We start from the raw sequence: 15108 nt of genomic DNA on the forward strand, positions 1-15108 counted from the left end.
CCCGCCGGGCCGGGCCGCATCCGGCGGCCCGGCCCGGCGACGCGTTCGCCGTCCGCGCGCGCGGCCGGGGTCACCAGCGGCGCGTCTCCCCGAAGAAGTCGGGGATGTCGATGGCGGTGCCGTCGCGCCGCGCCCGCTCCAGGACGAAGGCGCCGACCGCGAGGTCCAGGACGCCGAGGCCGAACGGCGAGAAGACCACCGGGCGTTCCGCGTCGGGCGTCACCTCGCCGTTCAGTACGCCGGCCAGCGTGCCGGTGACGAAATCCCGGGAGCCGGTGGCCTGTTCGGCGAGGTGCGGCGAGGTGTCGGCCTTCAGGCAGTGGTCGACGTCGTCCAGGATGTTCTGGGCCGCCAGCACCACCTCGGGCGCCAGGTCGCGCAGCGAGATGTGCAGCACGAGCTGGCCGGGTTTGAACGGCGTGGTGACGTACGGCTTCAGTGCCGTGGTCGCGAACACGACGGTGTCTGCGGCCAGGGCTTCGCCGAGGTCCGTGGTGAAGGCGGCGGGCGCCCGTCCGGTGGCGCGCAGGTGCTCGACCAGGGCCTGGCCGGAGGGTTCGTGCAGGTCGTGGACGAGCCAGGAGCCGGGGACACAGTCCGCGGCGTGCAGGTAGTCGCAGATGTTGCGGGCGATGACTCCGGCGCCCACGACCGCGATCGTGCTGCCCTGGTACCCCGCGGGCCGCAGCGTGCGGGCGGCGAGCGCCGCGGAGGCGGCGGTGCGGGCGGAGCTGATCGCGGCGGCTTCCAGACAGGCCACGGGATAGCCGGTCTCGTAGTCGTTGAGGACGAGCACGGCGGAGGCGCGGGGCGCGCCGGACCGGGTGTTCTCGGGGAAGCTGGCGATCCACTTGATGCCGGCGACGCCGGACTCGGGGCCGAGGAAGGCGGGCAGCGCGATGATGCGGGAGTCCGGCTTCTCCGGGAAACGCAGGAAGTAGCTGTCGGGATTGACGGTCCGGCCGGCCTCGTGGAGGCGGTAGGTCCGGTCCACCAGGTCGATGATGTCGCGGCGGCCGTCGCGCAGCACATCGCGCACAGTGCCGCCCGGGACGATGTCGAACGTGAACACCCTGTGTTCCCCCCGGCTCGGGATCTCCGCTGCCATCACATTCCAGACCGCGGAACCGGGTCCGCGCGGCGGGGTCGGCGCCGCGGCGGAGGGTGTCCATCGGTCAGCCTCACGAAGACGCCACTCTGGCATGGCCCGACCTGCCTGACAAGCACGTGTCCGGCAACCGCCGTTGCCCGCAAGCGTGTTCGGCGGGCCGTGCGGGACGCTCCTGCCGGTCAGCTCACGGCGTCCCGCGCTCCGAGGAAAGCGGCCAGTTCCCGCCGGTATCCGGCGTACGCGGCGCGCAGTTCCCCTCCCGGCCAGTCGGCGGGCAGCAGCGCGGGCGGCAGGACCGGGTCGGCGAGCAGATGGCGGACGGCCGCGGCGTAGGCGCCGAGCCGGTCGGCCGGGTGGTCGGCGCGGCTCGCGCGGGCGAGCAGGGCGCGCGCGGTGGCCGCCCAGCCGGCCAGCGGCCAGAGCCGGGCGGCCAGCTCGCGCGGCGGTTCGCCGGGACGGGCCGTGTACGTCAGCGCCACCCGGTGCACCTCGGCGGGCAGCGGGCGGTCGAGGTTGGCCGGGCGCAGCCACACGCCCTCGCGCAGTTCGGCCAGGCGCAGCGCGGCCAGCCGGGCGCGCAGGCCGGCGCGTTCGGCGGGGCCGCGGCCGGTCGCCGTGATCACCACCATCTCCCAGTCACCGTCCCACACGCGTGTGCGGGGGTGTACGGCGTCGTCCTGGCGGCGCTGGCGGTCCAGCAGCCGGTCGCTGAGCCGATAGAAGCCGTCCGCGCGGCGCAGGTCCCCGGCGGCCACCATCCGGCTCAGCGCGGCCCGCAGCGTGGAGCCGCCGACCCCGAACGGCTCCACCAGCCGGACCAGGTCCTTCACCGGCAGTCGCGGCGGGTGCGTGCCGAGCAGCAGGCTCAGCACCACCGACCGGGCGGACAGCGGCCGCGTCCCCGCCGGGTCCGGTTCCGCCGAAACGTTCATGCGCATGGGTCCGTACTGTACGTGCCACCCGTTGTTGCAACATTGCTACGACCGCGGAAAGAGTGCAACATGCTGGGTATGGTCTCGCTTCCCGCGCAGCCGCAGCCGCAGTCCGTCACGCACGACGTCACCAACCAGCCCCCGCCGCTCGCGCCGTACGACGCCTCCGACGACCCGGCCCTGCTGGAGGGGCTGCGCCGGGAGGGCGCGGACTGGGCGGAGGCGGACGTCCGGCGGCTGGGGGCGCGCGCCGGCAGCGTGCAGGCGCAGGAGTGGGCCGGGCTGGCGAACCGGCACGAGCCGGTGCTGCGCACCCACGACCGCTACGGCCACCGCGTCGACGAAGTCGAGTTCCACCCCAGCTGGCACCACCTGTTGCGGACGGCGGTCGCCGAGGGCCTGGCCGGCGCCCCGTGGGCCGACGACCGGCCGGGCGCGCACGTGGCCCGGACCGCGGGCGGCCTGGTGTGGGGGCACACGGAGGCGGGACACGGCTGCCCCACCTCGATGACGTACGCCGCCGTGCCCACCCTGCGCGCCCAGCCGGAACTCGCCAAGGTGTACGAGCCGCTGCTCACCAGCCGGGAGTACGACCCGGAGCTGCGCGTCCCCGCCGAGAAGCCCGGACTGCTCGCCGGGATGGGCATGACGGAGAAGCAGGGCGGCTCCGACGTGCGCTCGAACACCACCACGGCGACGCCCACCGGCGAACCGGGCGTGTACACGCTGCGCGGGCACAAGTGGTTCACGTCGGCGCCCATGTGCGATCTCTTCCTGGTGCTCGCGCAGGCACCGGGCGGGCTGTCGTGCTTCCTGGTGCCGCGGGTCCTGCCGGACGGCAGCCGCAACACCTTCCGCATCCAGCGGCTGAAGGACAAGCTGGGCAACCGCTCCAACGCCTCCTCGGAACCGGAGTTCGACCGGACGGTGGCCTGGCTGGTGGGCCCGGAGGGGCGGGGCGTGAAGACCATCATCGAGATGGTCAACTGCACCCGGCTGGACTGTGTGATGGCCTCGGCGACCCTCATGCGCAAGACGCTGGTCGAGGCCGGCCACCACGCCCGGCACCGCAGCGCCTTCGGTGCCCGGCTGCTCGGACAGCCGCTGATGCGCAACGTCCTGGCCGATCTCGCGCTGGAGTCGGAGGCCGCGACCGCGCTCACGCTGCGGCTGGCCGGCGCGGCCGACCGCGCGGTGCGCGGGGACGCCGGGGAGCGGGCCTTCCGGCGCGTCGCCACCGCCGTCGGCAAGTACTGGGTCACCAAGCGCGGCCCGGCGTTCACCGCCGAGGCCCTGGAGTGCCTGGGCGGCAACGGCTACGTCGAGGACTCCGGGATGCCCCGGCACTACCGCGAGGCCCCGCTGCTGTCGATCTGGGAGGGCTCCGGGAACGTCAACGCGCTCGACGTGCTGCGCGCCCTCGGCCGGGAACAGGACGGCGCCCAGGCGCTGTTCGCCGAACTCGCCCTCGCGCGCGGGGCCGACGCCCGCCTGGACGCGGCCGTGGCCGCGCTCAAGGACCAGGTGGCCGGAACCGACCAGGCGGGCGCCCGCCGGCTGGTCGAGCGGATGGCGCTCGCCCTCCAGGCGTCCCTGCTCGTCCGGTACGCCCCGCACCCGGTCGCGGACGCCTTCTGCGCCTCCCGGCTGGGCGGCGACTGGGGGCACGCGTTCGGCACCCTGCCCGCCGGCACCGGACTCGACGCCATCCTGGCGCGCGCCCTGCCCGGCGGCGACTGACTCCTGGCGCGGGAGTCCGCCACCGCCCTGCCGTGGCCGGTGACCACCGACGGATCGCACACAGTCAGCGGCCGGACGCGTACCGTTGTCGGTGCCGTGGTGCACACTCGCGCTCAGGTGGCACTCGTCTGGGGAGGACAACGTGTTCACGGGGATCGACGAGGTCGACTGGGCCTCGCTGCGGCACGCGCACGGCAGCGCGGAGGACCTGCCCGGCCGGCTGCGGGCCCTGGCGTCCGCGGACACCGCCGAGCGGGCGACCGCGCTCGACGGGATGTACGGCGCGGTGCACCACGAGGGCAGGGTGTTCGACGCGACGCCGGCCTGTGTCCCGTTCCTGTTCGCGCTGGCGGCGCGCGAGGAGGTGCCGGACCGCGGCGGCATCGTGGAACTGCTGGTCAGCATCGGCGGGGACGGCGAGGAGGAGACGGCGCGGGACCCCCGCGCGCGGGCGGCGGTGTGCGCGGGCGCCGAGACCTTCGCCGTGCTCGTCGGGGACCCGGACCCCGCCGTGCGGCGGGCGGCGGCCGGGGCCCTGGTGCGCTTCCTGGACGAGCCCGCGCGGATCCTGGAACTGCTGCGGCGGCGGCTGCGGGCCGAGCACGACGACCGGGTGCTGCCGGCCCTCGTCGAAGCGCTCGGCCTGTTCGCCCGCCGGCACACCGCGCACGCCGCCGGCGCGGTGGACCTGCTGGCCGAACGGAGCGCACCGCCCTACCCGCCGGGACTGCGGCTCGCGGCGCTCGGCCGGCTCGCGCTGGTCGCACCCGGCCGGCTCCCCGCCGACCTGGTGCCGACCGCGGTCCGGCTGCTGCGGCAGCGCTCCGCGCAGCGCCGGCAGGCCGGGGAACACCCCGGCCCGGACACGCTGGTGGGCCGGATACGGCGGCTGCGCCCCTCCGACGAACAGGGCGCCGCCCTGCTGCGCACCCTGCACGGCGCGCTCGGTGACCGGGTCGACGACCGGATCGCCCTGCTCACCGGCCAGCTGACCAGTCCGGACCCGGTGGACCGGTGCAACGGCGTGTGGATGTCGGCGGGGCTGTTCCGCGGCTGGCGCGGCGCGTACGACGCTCCGGTGCGGCTGCTCGGGGACCAACTGGACACCGAGGAGGACCGGTTACGGGACTCGACGGTCTCCGTGCTGGCGGAGCTGTACACCCTGGCCGCGCCCGCGGCGGACGCCCTGCACGCGCTGGTGACCGCCCGGCCCGACCTGTGGACCCACCGCTGGGAGCGCTGCCCGCCCACGCTGGGCGGTCCGCTGAAGGCGCTGGTCAGAAGCGGCGATCCGCGCGCTGTCCCGGCCCTCGCCCAGTTGCTGGCGGGTCCGGCGGCACCCGAGGAGCTGGGCCGCGAGGCGGCGCACCTCGGCCGGGCCGCGGCCCCGCTCGCCCCCGCGCTGCGCCACCGGCTCGCCCGCATCCCCCTGGCCTCGCCCGCCGCCGCCCGGCTCGCCGCGCCGCTGCTGACGGCGCTGGGAGCCATCGGGGACCGGCACGCCGTGCCCGAACTGCTGCGGCTGCTCTCCGGGGCACCCGGCGGACCGGGCGCGCGGGACGCGCTCGTCCCCCGGCTGATCGGGACACTGACGGAACTGGGCGCCGCGGCCCAGGCGGCACCGGCGCTGCGCGCCCTGCTCACCACCCGGCACGCGGCCACCGCGGCGGGCGCGCTGTGGTCGGCGGACGGCGACACCGGCGCCGTCCTCCCCGTGCTGCTGCGCGAGTTGTCCCACGGCGACGCGCGGATACGCCTCGGCGCCGCACGCCAGCTCGGCCGGCTGGGCCCGGCCGCGCGCCCCGCGCTGCCCCTTCTGCACCGGCTCGTACGGTCGGGGCCGCTGCCGGAGCGCGTACCGGTCGCGTGCGCGCTGTGGCACATCGGCGGGGACCCGGAGCCGGTCGTGCCCGTGTTCCGTGCCGCCTGGCCGGCGGCGCCGGGCACCCGCCTGTCCATCGCCGACTGCCTGACCGCGATGGGCCCCGCCGCCGCGCCGCTGCACGACTTGCTCACCACGGAACTGAGCAGCCCCCGCCGCCACACCGCCCACCGGTCCCCGGACACCACCCACGCCATCCCCGACGACGAGGAACTGCTGCGCGGGTGCCGGGGGGTGCTGGGGGGACTTCGGGGGTTTTAGAGGCAACGGGTGAGAGACGTGGCTGCGACGGTGGACCGGTGACCGCCGCGTGCGGCCGGTGAGCCGGGTGGGCTGCCGCGCCTGGGGCGATGCGTTCCGGTGGCTGCCGTATCGGGCCGCTGGGCGCCGCGCCCGGCCGGGGAGTCCCGGTGACTGCCGCGCCCGGGGCGGTGGGTGCCGGTGGCCTGCCGCGCCTGGGCCGGTGAGTTCCGGTGGCTGCTGTATTCGGGCCGGCGGGGTGCCGGTGGGCGCCACGCCCGACAGGTGGGCCCCGGTGAGCTGCCGTACCCCGGCCGGGGAGCCCCGGTGGGCGCCGCGCCGGATCGCTGGGGCCGGTGGCTGCCGTGCCCGGGGCCGTGGGGTGGCGGTGGCTGTCACGCTCGGGCGGGTTCCGGTGGCTGCCGCGTCCGGGGTGGCGGGGTGGTCCCGGGCGTGGGGTCAGACCGTGCGGCCCCACTGGGGACCTAGGCGGGCCCATTCCGTGTCCCACTCCTGGAGGCGGCGGCGTTCCAGACGGCCCCGCAGGGCCAGGCCGCCGACGCAGGGGACGGCGGCGGCGCTGACGCCGACCAGGATGCCGATCAGGGTCGCCCGGAACGCGGCCTCGGCGACGGAGGTGGGCCTGTTCACGAGCCGGTCCCGCCGGTCGGTCCACACGGTGACCGGCGTACCGGCCTCGGCGCCGGGCTGCATCCGGACCCGGCCGGTGTGCGCGGAGCCGTCGGCCGCCGTCCAGCGGACCCGGACCCAGACCCGTCCGCCGCCGGAGGAGCGGCTGTTGCGGGCGGGGGCCGTGTCCGGGACCTTCTCGACGACCCGGGCCGCCGCGGGCCGCCGGCCATCCCGCTCCCGGGCCAGTGCGTGCTGCACCGAACCGGCCGCCGCGAGGCCCGCCAGCACCCCGCCCAGGACGGTCAGCAGACAGGCACCGAGCACCACCCAGGCCTCCACCACGTCGGCCCGGCGCTTGAGCGGGTTGCGCCGCCAGCGCCACAGCCACGCCTTCGGACCACGGAACGCCTTCAAGGGCATCCTCCTCACGAGCGCACCGACCGGCCGGACCGCCCTTCTCTACGGAAGGGATCGCTCCGTTGCTCACGACGAGCCGTTACCCGACGGTCGCACGGGACACCCCTCTCGCGCAGGTGCTCGGCGACGGAACCGGCCGATCTTGGCCACCCGGCGGCGACACAGGCCGTGACCTGCGCGGACGACCGTTGTGGGGGTGATTGTCAGTGCTGGGGTGCACACTGGCCGCTATCTGATGACAACCCGGACAAAGGCGTCCCGGAGGTGACCGGCATGGCCGAGGTACTGCTCGCGGTGGGCACCCGCAAAGGCCTCTTCATCGGACGGCGACGGGGCGGCGGCCCCTGGGAGTTCGACGAAAGTCCGTATTTCAACGCACAGGCCGTGTACTCGGTCGCGCTCGACACCCGCGAGCCCCGGCCCCGACTGCTGGCCGGCGGTGACAGCACGCACTGGGGCCCGTCGGTCTTCCACTCCGACGACCTCGGCCGCAACTGGACCGAACCGGCGCGGCCCGCCGTGAAGTTCCCCAAGGACACCGGCGCTTGTCTGGAGCGCGTCTGGCAGCTCCACCCGGCCGCCGCCGAGCCCGGCGTGGTGTACGCGGGCACGGAACCGGCCGCGCTGTACCGCTCGGAGGACCGCGGCGAGAGTTTCACGCTGGTCCGGCCGCTGTGGGAACACCCGACCCGCTCCCGGTGGGTGCCGGGCCTGGGCGGTGAGGGCCTGCACACGGTGCTCACCGACGCACGCGACCCGCGGTCCGTGACGGTGGCCGTCTCGGCGGCGGGGGTGTACCGCACGACGGACGGCGGCGCGAGCTGGTCGCCGTCCAACTCCGGGGTGTCCGCGGTGTTCCTGCCGGACCCGTACCCGGAGTTCGGCCAGTGCGTGCACAAGGTCGCCCGGGACGCGCGCGACCCGGACCGGCTGTACCTGCAGAACCACTGGGGGGTGTACCGCAGCGACGACGCGGGTGCGCGGTGGACCGACATCGGCGGGAACCTGCCGTCCACGTTCGGCTTCGCGGTGGCCGCGCACCCGCGCCGGGGCGGCACGGCGTACGTCTTCCCGATCAACGCGGACGCCGACCGGGTGCCCGCCGGACGCCGTTGCCGGGTCTTCCGCACCACCGACGCGGGCGGGTCGTGGGAGCCGCTCAGCGAGGGACTGCCGGCGGAGGACCACTACGGCACGGTGCTGCGCGACGCCCTGTGCACGGACGACGCGGACCCGGCAGGGGTGTACTTCGGCAACCGCAACGGCGAGCTCTTCGCCTCGGCCGACGAGGGCGAGAGCTGGCGGCTGCTGGCCGCGCACCTGCCGGACGTGCTCTGTGTACGGGCCGCGGTGATCGGATGACGGCACCCGCCCCGCCCGCCGGCGAGGACAGGCGCACGGGCGGACCGGCGGCGAGGCGGACGCCGGCCGGGCTCCGGCCAACGGTTGATCGCCGACGGGTGTGCGGCAGTAGGGTGACGCCCGTGGCACCACGACCCTTGCATGAAATCGTCGAACCGGGCTGGGCGAAGGCCCTCGAACCCGTCGCCGGACGGATCGCCGTGATGGGCGACTTCCTGCGCGCGGAGATCGCCGCCGGACGCACCTACCTCCCGGCCGGACCGAACGTCCTGCGGGCCTTCCAGCAGCCCTTCGACGAGGTGCGGGTCCTGATCGTAGGCCAGGACCCGTATCCGACCCCGGGGCACGCGGTGGGGCTGTCGTTCTCCGTCGCTCCGGAGGTACGCCCGCTGCCGCCCAGCCTGATCAACATCTTCCGGGAGCTGCACGCCGACCTGGGGCTGCCCCAGCCGTCCACCGGGGATCTCACGCCGTGGGCGCAGCAGGGCGTCCTGCTGCTCAACAGGGCGCTCACCACGGCGCCGCGCAGCCCGGGCGCGCACCGCGGCAAGGGCTGGGAGGAGGTCACCGAGCAGGCGATCAAGGCGCTGGCGGCACGCGGCAAGCCGCTGGTGTCGATCCTGTGGGGCCGCGACGCCCGCAACGTGCGTCCGCTGCTGGGCAGTCTGCCGGCGGTGGAGTCCGCACACCCCTCGCCCATGTCGGCCGACCGCGGCTTCTTCGGTTCGCGCCCGTTCAGCCGGGCCAACGACCTGCTGGTCCAGCAGGGCGGGCAGCCGGTGGACTGGCGCCTGCCGTGACCGTCCCCGGGTATCTCGCCGTGGACTCCGGCGGTTCCGGCCTCCGGATCGCCGTCGGGGTGCCGGGGCGGGAGCCCTCGGCCCGGCGGGAGACCCGGGAACCGGTCCGCACCGGTGCGCGGGGCCTCGACCCGGACCACCTGCTGGAGCAGCTCGTCCCGGTGGCGCGCGCCCTGGCCGCCGAGGCGGGACTGGACGCGCTGGGCACGGCCGTCGTCGGGGCCGCCGGGTTCGCCAGCCTGGGCGACGCCCTGCGCGCCGAACTGCCCGGCGCGCTCGCCCGGGAGCTGGGGGTGCGCGGTGTGGCGCTCGCCGCGGACGCCGTCACCGCGTACGCCGGCGCTCTCGGGGCGCGGCCCGGCGCCGTGCTGGCCGCGGGCACCGGAGTGATCGCGGTGGGCACGGACCTGACGGGCTGGCGGCGGGCCGACGGCTGGGGGCATCTGCTGGGCGACTGCGGCGGCGGTGCCTGGATCGGGCGGGCCGGACTGGAGGCCGCGCTGCGCGCCCACGACGGCCGGGACGGCGGTTCCGCGCCGTTGCTGGCCCGCGCCGAGGAGCGGTTCGGCCCGGTGCGCGGCCTGCCCGGCCTGCTCTACCCGCGGGACGACCGGGCCGCCGTACTGGCCTCGTTCGCGCCCCGGGTGGCCGAGTGCGCCGCGCACGACCCGGTCGCCGCGGACATCCTGCGCACGGCGGCCCGGCACCTGGCCGATTCCGCCGCCGCCGTGTGCCCGGCGGACGGCGCACCCGAAGTGGCGCTCACCGGCGGGCTGTTCCGCATGGGCGAGCCGCTCCTCGCGCCCGTGCGGGAGGAACTGGCCCGCAGGCTGCCGCACGCCCGGGAGGTGCCGGCCGAGGGCGACCCGCTGCACGGCGCGGTGCGGATCGCTACGGATCTGGCGGCGGGCCGGCTCCTCCTGCCGGACGAACCGGCGCTGCTCTGCGTGACCCGTACCGGAGGTGACTGAGCTTCCGGCATGAGCGGTTCTGCCCCGGTGCGGACCATGTGCCCGGCATGTGCCGGAACGGGGGTGTCCCGCCCGCGTAACTCATCAGACAAAACCGGACGGATACCGCTCACCTGCACCCTCCCCGAACGGCGGAGCGCAGGAAACCAGTAACATGCGGCGCCATGAGCTCCCCCACTGGACCCGCGTCCGGCCTGCCCGTACGAATGCCGCGACCCCGCCAGCCCGGACGGCACCGCCGCCCGGAACCGCTGGTGGCTCCCGAGGGCGCGCCCGCGCTCGTCCTCGCGGTGCCCGGTGCGCCCAGCCCCGCCACGCGCAGCCTCGCCGAGGAGGTCGTGAGCATCGCCCGCTCCGAACTGCCCGGCCTGGACGCCCGGATCGGGTATGTGGACGGGGACGACGCCGAGTTCCCCACGCTGCGCTCCGTGCTGGCGCGCGCCGCCGGGGAGCGCACCGCGCGGCGCGAGCGGGCGGCCGCCGCCGGGGTCGAGGGAGCCAAGGAGTCCGACGGCCCGGACGCCGTCGTCGTTCCGCTGCTGGCCGGTCCGGACGGCGCGCTGCTGCGCCGCGTCCGGCAGTCCGTGATGGACAGCCGGGCCGCCGCCGAGCTGACCGATGTGCTGGGCCCGCACCCGCTGCTCGCCGAGGCGCTGCACGTGCGGCTGTCCGAGGCGGGTCTGGCCCGCGCCGACCGGGCCCGGCTGTTCACCGTGGCCACCGCCGCCGACGGCATCGTCCTGGCCACCGTGGGCGGCGAGGAGGCCGTGCAGGCGGCCGGCATCACCGGCATGCTGCTCGCCGCGCGCCTGGCCGTGCCGGTGATGGCTGCGGCGCTGGACCAGGAGGGTTCCATCTCCTCCGTGGCCGAGCAGCTGCGGTCCGCCGGTTCGCAGCAGCTCGCCCTGGCGCCGTACCTGGTCGGTCCGGAGATCGAGCCGGGGCTGCTGGCCGCCGCGGCCGAGGAGGCGGGCTGTGCCACCGCCGAAGCGCTCGGCGCCTACCCGGCGATCGGCAAGCTGGCGCTCGCCAAGTACACGACGGCGCTGGGCATCGCCCCGCAGCCGGCGCAGGGCGCACCGGTCCGCTGACGCCTGCGGCCACCGGCACGCGGCCTCCGTACCGCGCCGGCCACCGGCACGCGGCATCCGCATCCGTACCGCGAAAGGGCCCACTCCTGCCCGGAGCGGGCCCTTCGCCGTGCCCCGGGCGGTGTGGCCCGTCCGGGGGCCCGGTGTGTGTTCAGCCGAAGACGACGCAGGAGGCGGCGGGGACGCGTACGGAGCCGTCGTAGCGGGGTGTGCCGGTGGCCGTGTCGACGGCGAACCAGGAGACGTCGCCGGAGCGCTCGTTGGCCGCGTAGAGGTAGCCGTCGTGGTGGGTCAGCGCGCGTGGCCAGTGCCCGCCGCAGGGCACCGTGCCGGTCAGCCGCAGTCCGTCCGCCTCGACGGCGAGGACCGACAGGACGTCCTCGCCGCGGGTCGCCGTCCACACGAAGCGGCCGTCGGGCGAGACGGCGATCCCCGAGGGGTAGGCGTCGCCGGCCGGTGCGTCGCGCAGCACGGGGACCTCGGTGAGGGGCTTGAGCGAGCCGGTCGGGGCGTCCCAGCGGCACACGGTCACGGTGGGAGTCAGCTCGTTGACCACGTAGGCGTGCTCGCCGTCCGGGTGGAAGGCCAGGTGGCGCGGCCCTGAGCCCGGGCGCAGGGCGAACTCGCGGTGCACGGCGGGGCTGCCGCCGACGAGCGTGCAGACCCGGACGGAGTCCGTGCCGAGGTCGACGCTGACGGCCCACCGGCCGCTCGGGTCGGGCTGCACCTGGTGGGCGTGCGGGCCGCGCTGGCGCCGGTCGTGCGGTCCCGAGCCGGTGTGCTGGAGCCGTCCGGAGGGCGCAGCGGCGAGCGTGCCGTCCGGGCGCACGGGTACGGCGGTGACGCTGCCGGAGCCGTAGTTGGCGGTCAGCACATGCCCGGCGTACACGCCGAGGTGGGTGGGTCCGCTGCCGCCCACCGGCACCGGTGCGCCGGCGGGTTCGGGGCGGTCGCCGGTGACGCGGTAGGCGGCGACGGCTCCCTCGGCCGTCTCGCTGACCGCGTAGAGGGTGCGTCCGTCCGGTGCGAGGGCGAGGTAGGAGGGGTCGGGTACGTCCTTGAGGGCGGCGCCGAGGGTGAGGGCCCCGCCGTCCGCCGCGAGCCGGGCGGTCACCAGGCCGGGGCCGCCCGCCGCCGTGAACGATCCGATGAACGCCCGGCGTCCGCCCGCCCTGCCGTCCTGTGCCACCGCTGTCCCCTCTCGGTCGAGCCGGTCGTGCCGCTCCGGGGCCGACGGTAGCAGCCGGTCCGTAGCGGTCTAGACCAAGAGGGCGGGCCGGCCGGGCGGTTCGTCACGCGGTGCCTCTCGCCGCCGGCCCCGCTCAGGCACGGACCAGCCGGGCCCCGGCGGGCCTGCGCAGCGGCTCCGCGAGATCGGCGAGGGCACGCTCCAGACCATGCAGATGGACCAGCGCGGGACCGTGCGGACGGGACAGGGCGACGTTGTCCGCGGAGTCCGGCATGGGGATGGGGGCGGGGCGGGGCGCGGGAATCGGTACGGGGGCGCTGTGCGCCTGGGCCGGGGTGAGGTCGTGCGCGGGGGCCGGGGTGAGGTCATGCGCGGAAGCCGAGGCGCGGGCGGGGGCCGGGACCGCCGCGAGGCAGGACCCAGAGGCCGAGGCGGTGCCGTGCACCGGGACCGCCGCGAGGCAGGATGCGGAGGCCGACGCGAGACCGGGCGCCGCCACCACGGCGGACCCGGACCCAGAAGGTGCCGCGGCCACCGTGGACCCGGACCCAGAAGCCGGCGCGAGACCAGGCGCCGCGGCCACCGCGGGCCCGGACGCGGAAGCCGGCGCGGGAGCGGGCACGGAGGTCGGGGACGGGTTTGTTGCCGGGTGGGGCGTCGGGGCGGCGCGGCCCGCGGTGAGGGCCTCGACCGCCGCCTCGACGCGCCAGCAGGCGGCGGCCAGCCGGGCGTCGTGGGACGCCTCCGGGTCGGCGGCGACCGCCACCAGACCACGGATCTCGCGGGCGCAGTCGTCCAGCAGTGCCAGGACCCGGCGGGCCCGCGCCTTGCGCGCCGCCAGCGGGTTCAGCGGGTGCACCAGCGGCGCCACCGACAGCCGCACCCGGCCGAGCAGCTGCTCCAGCTCGGCCACGCGGGGCGCCGGGTCGGCCGTGGCGGAGCCGGCCAGGCGGGCCGCGGCCTCGGCGGTGCAGGCGTGCACACAGCGCAGCGCCCGCTGGATCCAGGCGTCGGTGGTGGCGTGCGTGGTGACCGGCAGGACCAGGGCGACCGCGAGCGCGGCGCCGAGCGCGCCCACGGCGGTCTCGGCGAGCCGCAGCCCGAGCAGCCCGGGGCTGAGGACGCCGAGCAGGCCGTAGAGGAGTTCGGCGAGCAGGGTCACCCAGAGCATCATCCAGGTGTAGGAGACGGCGGCCGTGTAGAAGATGCCGAAGACGCAGACGGCGACGAGGACGGCCGTCGGGACGGGCGCGCCGTGCACCGGGACGGCGACGAGGAAGCCCAGCCCCATGCCGATCACCGTGCCGAGGACCCGGCGGAAGCCGCGCACCAGGGTCTCGCCGCGCGAGGCGGTGTTGACGAAGATCCACCAGGTGGCGCCGACGGCCCAGTACCAGCGCTGTCCGGACACCAGCTGGCCCAGGAGGAGCGCGAAACCGGCGCCGGCGGTCGCCTGGACGGCCTGCCGGGTGGTCACCCGGGCCAGCCCGGTGCCGCCGGGCGGGGCGGGTACGGCGGCCGGGGGGAGCCGGCGCTCGTAGCACCACACCCCGAACCGTACGGCGGCCGCGGTGGCCACGGAGAGCAGGACGGCGGCGTACAGCTCGGGCAGCCGGGCCGGGGTGGCGTGCAGGAACTGGGCCACGAAGAAGGTCATGAAGGCGAACACGCCGAGGCTGTGTCCGCGCGGGCCCCACCGGCGGGCGTAGACGCCGGCGCCGACGACGGCCAGGAACGCCAGGTCGCGGGCGACGGGCCGGTCGTGCAGCCCGGCCGCGACGGCGAGCACCGGGAGCCCCACGGCGGGCAGCAGGGCGGTGGTGACCGCCTGGCCGCGCACGGTCGGGTCGGCGACGGTGAACAGGGCGAGCAGCGCGGCGAGACCGCCGGTGACCGCACCGGCGAGGGAGTGCCCGGCCAGGAAGCAGACCACGACCGCCGGCCCGATGCCGAGGACGGCCCGCGCGGCGAAGCGCAGCCGCGCCCGTCCCGGGTCCGGAGCCACGAACATCCTCTTCAGCACTTGCCGCCCTCCCCTGGGAGACCACCGGTACGGAAAAGGCGCCGCGGGGATCCGCAGCGCCATCGACACGTCCATGAGAGCATCACCGGCGTCACTGGCTCAAGTCCGGCCCGGATCGCCGTGCCATTGGCCCAGCAGCGCACCGTAACGAGCGTTCACCGGAATGCCAACGGACCAGGTCCGGGGGCATGCGCGGGTGGTCGGCGGCTGAGCCATTGGTACAGTCGTCCGTCATGGCCGTGGACACACTCGACACCCGAATCCTGCGGCTGCTCCTGGAGCAGCCGCGCACCAGCGTGCGCGAGTACGCCCGGATCCTCGGCGTGGCCCGCGGCACGCTCCAGGCCCGGCTGGAGCGGATGGAACGGGAGGGTGTGATCACCGGCACGGGTCCGTCCCTGTCCCCCGCCGCGCTGGGCCATCCGGTGCTGGCGTTCGTGCACATCGAGGTCACCCAGGGGCACCTGGACGACGTGGGGGACGCGCTGGCCGCCGTACCGGAGATCGTGGAGGCGTTCTCGATCACCGGTGGCGGGGATCTGCTGGCCCGGGTGGTGGGCCGGGACAACGCGCATCTGGAGGACGTGATCCAGAAGCTGATCAGCCTCCCGGGCGTGGTGCGCACCCGTACCGAGGTGGCGCTGCGTGAGCGCGTGCCGTTCCGGCTGCTGCCCCTGGTGGAGTCGGTGGGCCGGGCGGCCCGCGGCTGACCCGCCG

The 15108-nt window shown here is 76.1% G+C and carries 12 protein-coding genes; 7 read left to right on the plus strand and 5 right to left on the minus strand.

All coding sequences use genetic code 11. The features are described 5' to 3' along the window. Window positions 1–70: 70 nt before the first annotated feature. Both sbnB and ACH4OA_RS25920 read right to left on the minus strand, forming a co-directional pair. Complete coding sequence (gene sbnB, locus ACH4OA_RS25915; protein ID WP_397971216.1) at window positions 71–1072, minus strand: 2,3-diaminopropionate biosynthesis protein SbnB; 1002 nt, start codon at window positions 1070–1072, stop codon at window positions 71–73. Between the two features lie 218 nt (window positions 1073–1290). Further along, window positions 1291–2049, minus strand: a complete 759-nt coding sequence (locus ACH4OA_RS25920; RefSeq protein ID WP_397971217.1) for a PaaX family transcriptional regulator C-terminal domain-containing protein — start codon at window positions 2047–2049, stop codon at window positions 1291–1293. 72 nt (window positions 2050–2121) lie between these two features. Here ACH4OA_RS25920 and ACH4OA_RS25925 point away from each other — a divergent pair, with 72 nt between their 5' ends. Both ACH4OA_RS25925 and ACH4OA_RS25930 read left to right on the plus strand, forming a co-directional pair. Next, complete coding sequence (locus ACH4OA_RS25925) at window positions 2122–3783, plus strand: DNA alkylation response protein (protein ID WP_397971220.1); 1662 nt, start codon at window positions 2122–2124, stop codon at window positions 3781–3783. A gap of 142 nt (window positions 3784–3925) precedes the next feature. Beyond that, the gene (locus tag ACH4OA_RS25930) at window positions 3926–5926 is read left to right on the plus strand and encodes a HEAT repeat domain-containing protein (protein ID WP_397971222.1); all 2001 of its coding nucleotides are present in this window, start codon (window positions 3926–3928) and stop codon (window positions 5924–5926) included. Window positions 5927–6364: 438 nt separating this feature from the next. On the opposite strand, the gene ACH4OA_RS25935 is transcribed toward ACH4OA_RS25930, so the two are convergent. Continuing rightward, window positions 6365–6958, minus strand: a complete 594-nt coding sequence (locus ACH4OA_RS25935; RefSeq protein WP_397971225.1) for a hypothetical protein — start codon at window positions 6956–6958, stop codon at window positions 6365–6367. A gap of 270 nt (window positions 6959–7228) precedes the next feature. Between ACH4OA_RS25935 and ACH4OA_RS25940 the strand changes: the two genes are divergently transcribed. The 4 genes from ACH4OA_RS25940 to ACH4OA_RS25955 all read left to right on the plus strand — a co-directional run bounded on the left by ACH4OA_RS25940 (window position 7229) and on the right by ACH4OA_RS25955 (window position 11179). Continuing rightward, window positions 7229–8317, plus strand: a complete 1089-nt coding sequence (locus ACH4OA_RS25940) for a WD40/YVTN/BNR-like repeat-containing protein (protein WP_397971228.1) — start codon at window positions 7229–7231, stop codon at window positions 8315–8317. A gap of 122 nt (window positions 8318–8439) precedes the next feature. Continuing rightward, complete coding sequence (locus ACH4OA_RS25945; protein WP_397939467.1) at window positions 8440–9117, plus strand: uracil-DNA glycosylase; 678 nt, start codon at window positions 8440–8442, stop codon at window positions 9115–9117. Beyond that, on the plus strand, window positions 9114–10088 hold the full coding sequence (locus ACH4OA_RS25950) for an N-acetylglucosamine kinase (RefSeq protein WP_397971230.1): 975 nt from the start codon (window positions 9114–9116) through the stop codon (window positions 10086–10088). The genes ACH4OA_RS25945 and ACH4OA_RS25950 overlap by 4 nt, the downstream gene beginning before the upstream one ends. Before the next feature lie 164 nt (window positions 10089–10252). Further along, on the plus strand, window positions 10253–11179 hold the full coding sequence (locus ACH4OA_RS25955) for a sirohydrochlorin chelatase (protein ID WP_397939470.1): 927 nt from the start codon (window positions 10253–10255) through the stop codon (window positions 11177–11179). A gap of 151 nt (window positions 11180–11330) precedes the next feature. Here the strand turns inward: ACH4OA_RS25955 and ACH4OA_RS25960 are convergent, their stop codons facing one another. Together ACH4OA_RS25960 and ACH4OA_RS25965 are read right to left on the minus strand one after the other, a co-directional pair. Then, complete coding sequence (locus ACH4OA_RS25960; RefSeq protein WP_397971233.1) at window positions 11331–12368, minus strand: lactonase family protein; 1038 nt, start codon at window positions 12366–12368, stop codon at window positions 11331–11333. A 133-nt stretch (window positions 12369–12501) separates the two neighbouring features. After that, window positions 12502–14391 (minus strand): FUSC family protein, encoded by a 1890-nt coding sequence (locus ACH4OA_RS25965; protein WP_397971235.1) that lies wholly within the window; start codon window positions 14389–14391, stop codon window positions 12502–12504. Window positions 14392–14624: 233 nt separating this feature from the next. Here ACH4OA_RS25965 and ACH4OA_RS25970 point away from each other — a divergent pair, with 233 nt between their 5' ends. Further along, a complete protein-coding gene (locus ACH4OA_RS25970) occupies window positions 14625–15101 on the plus strand; it encodes an Lrp/AsnC family transcriptional regulator (RefSeq protein ID WP_365876432.1) in 477 nt (158 codons plus the stop codon). Window positions 15102–15108 lie beyond the last annotated feature (7 nt).

The organism is Streptomyces sp. NPDC017095 (assembly GCF_044332325.1).
GTDB lineage: Bacteria > Actinomycetota > Actinomycetes > Streptomycetales > Streptomycetaceae > Streptomyces.

What these genes read in the sequence shown, in the direction of transcription:
- ACH4OA_RS25920 (WP_397971217.1), bottom strand. Translation starts at nt 2,049, where the DNA reads ATGCGCATGAACGTTTCGGCGGAACCGGACCCGGCGGGGACGCGGCCG.
- ACH4OA_RS25970 (WP_365876432.1), top strand. Translation starts at nt 14,625, where the DNA reads ATGGCCGTGGACACACTCGACACCCGAATCCTGCGGCTGCTCCTGGAG.
- ACH4OA_RS25955 (WP_397939470.1), top strand. Translation starts at nt 10,253, where the DNA reads ATGAGCTCCCCCACTGGACCCGCGTCCGGCCTGCCCGTACGAATGCCG.
- ACH4OA_RS25925 (WP_397971220.1), top strand. Translation starts at nt 2,122, where the DNA reads ATGGTCTCGCTTCCCGCGCAGCCGCAGCCGCAGTCCGTCACGCACGAC.
- ACH4OA_RS25935 (WP_397971225.1), bottom strand. Translation starts at nt 6,958, where the DNA reads ATGCCCTTGAAGGCGTTCCGTGGTCCGAAGGCGTGGCTGTGGCGCTGG.
- ACH4OA_RS25940 (WP_397971228.1), top strand. Translation starts at nt 7,229, where the DNA reads ATGGCCGAGGTACTGCTCGCGGTGGGCACCCGCAAAGGCCTCTTCATC.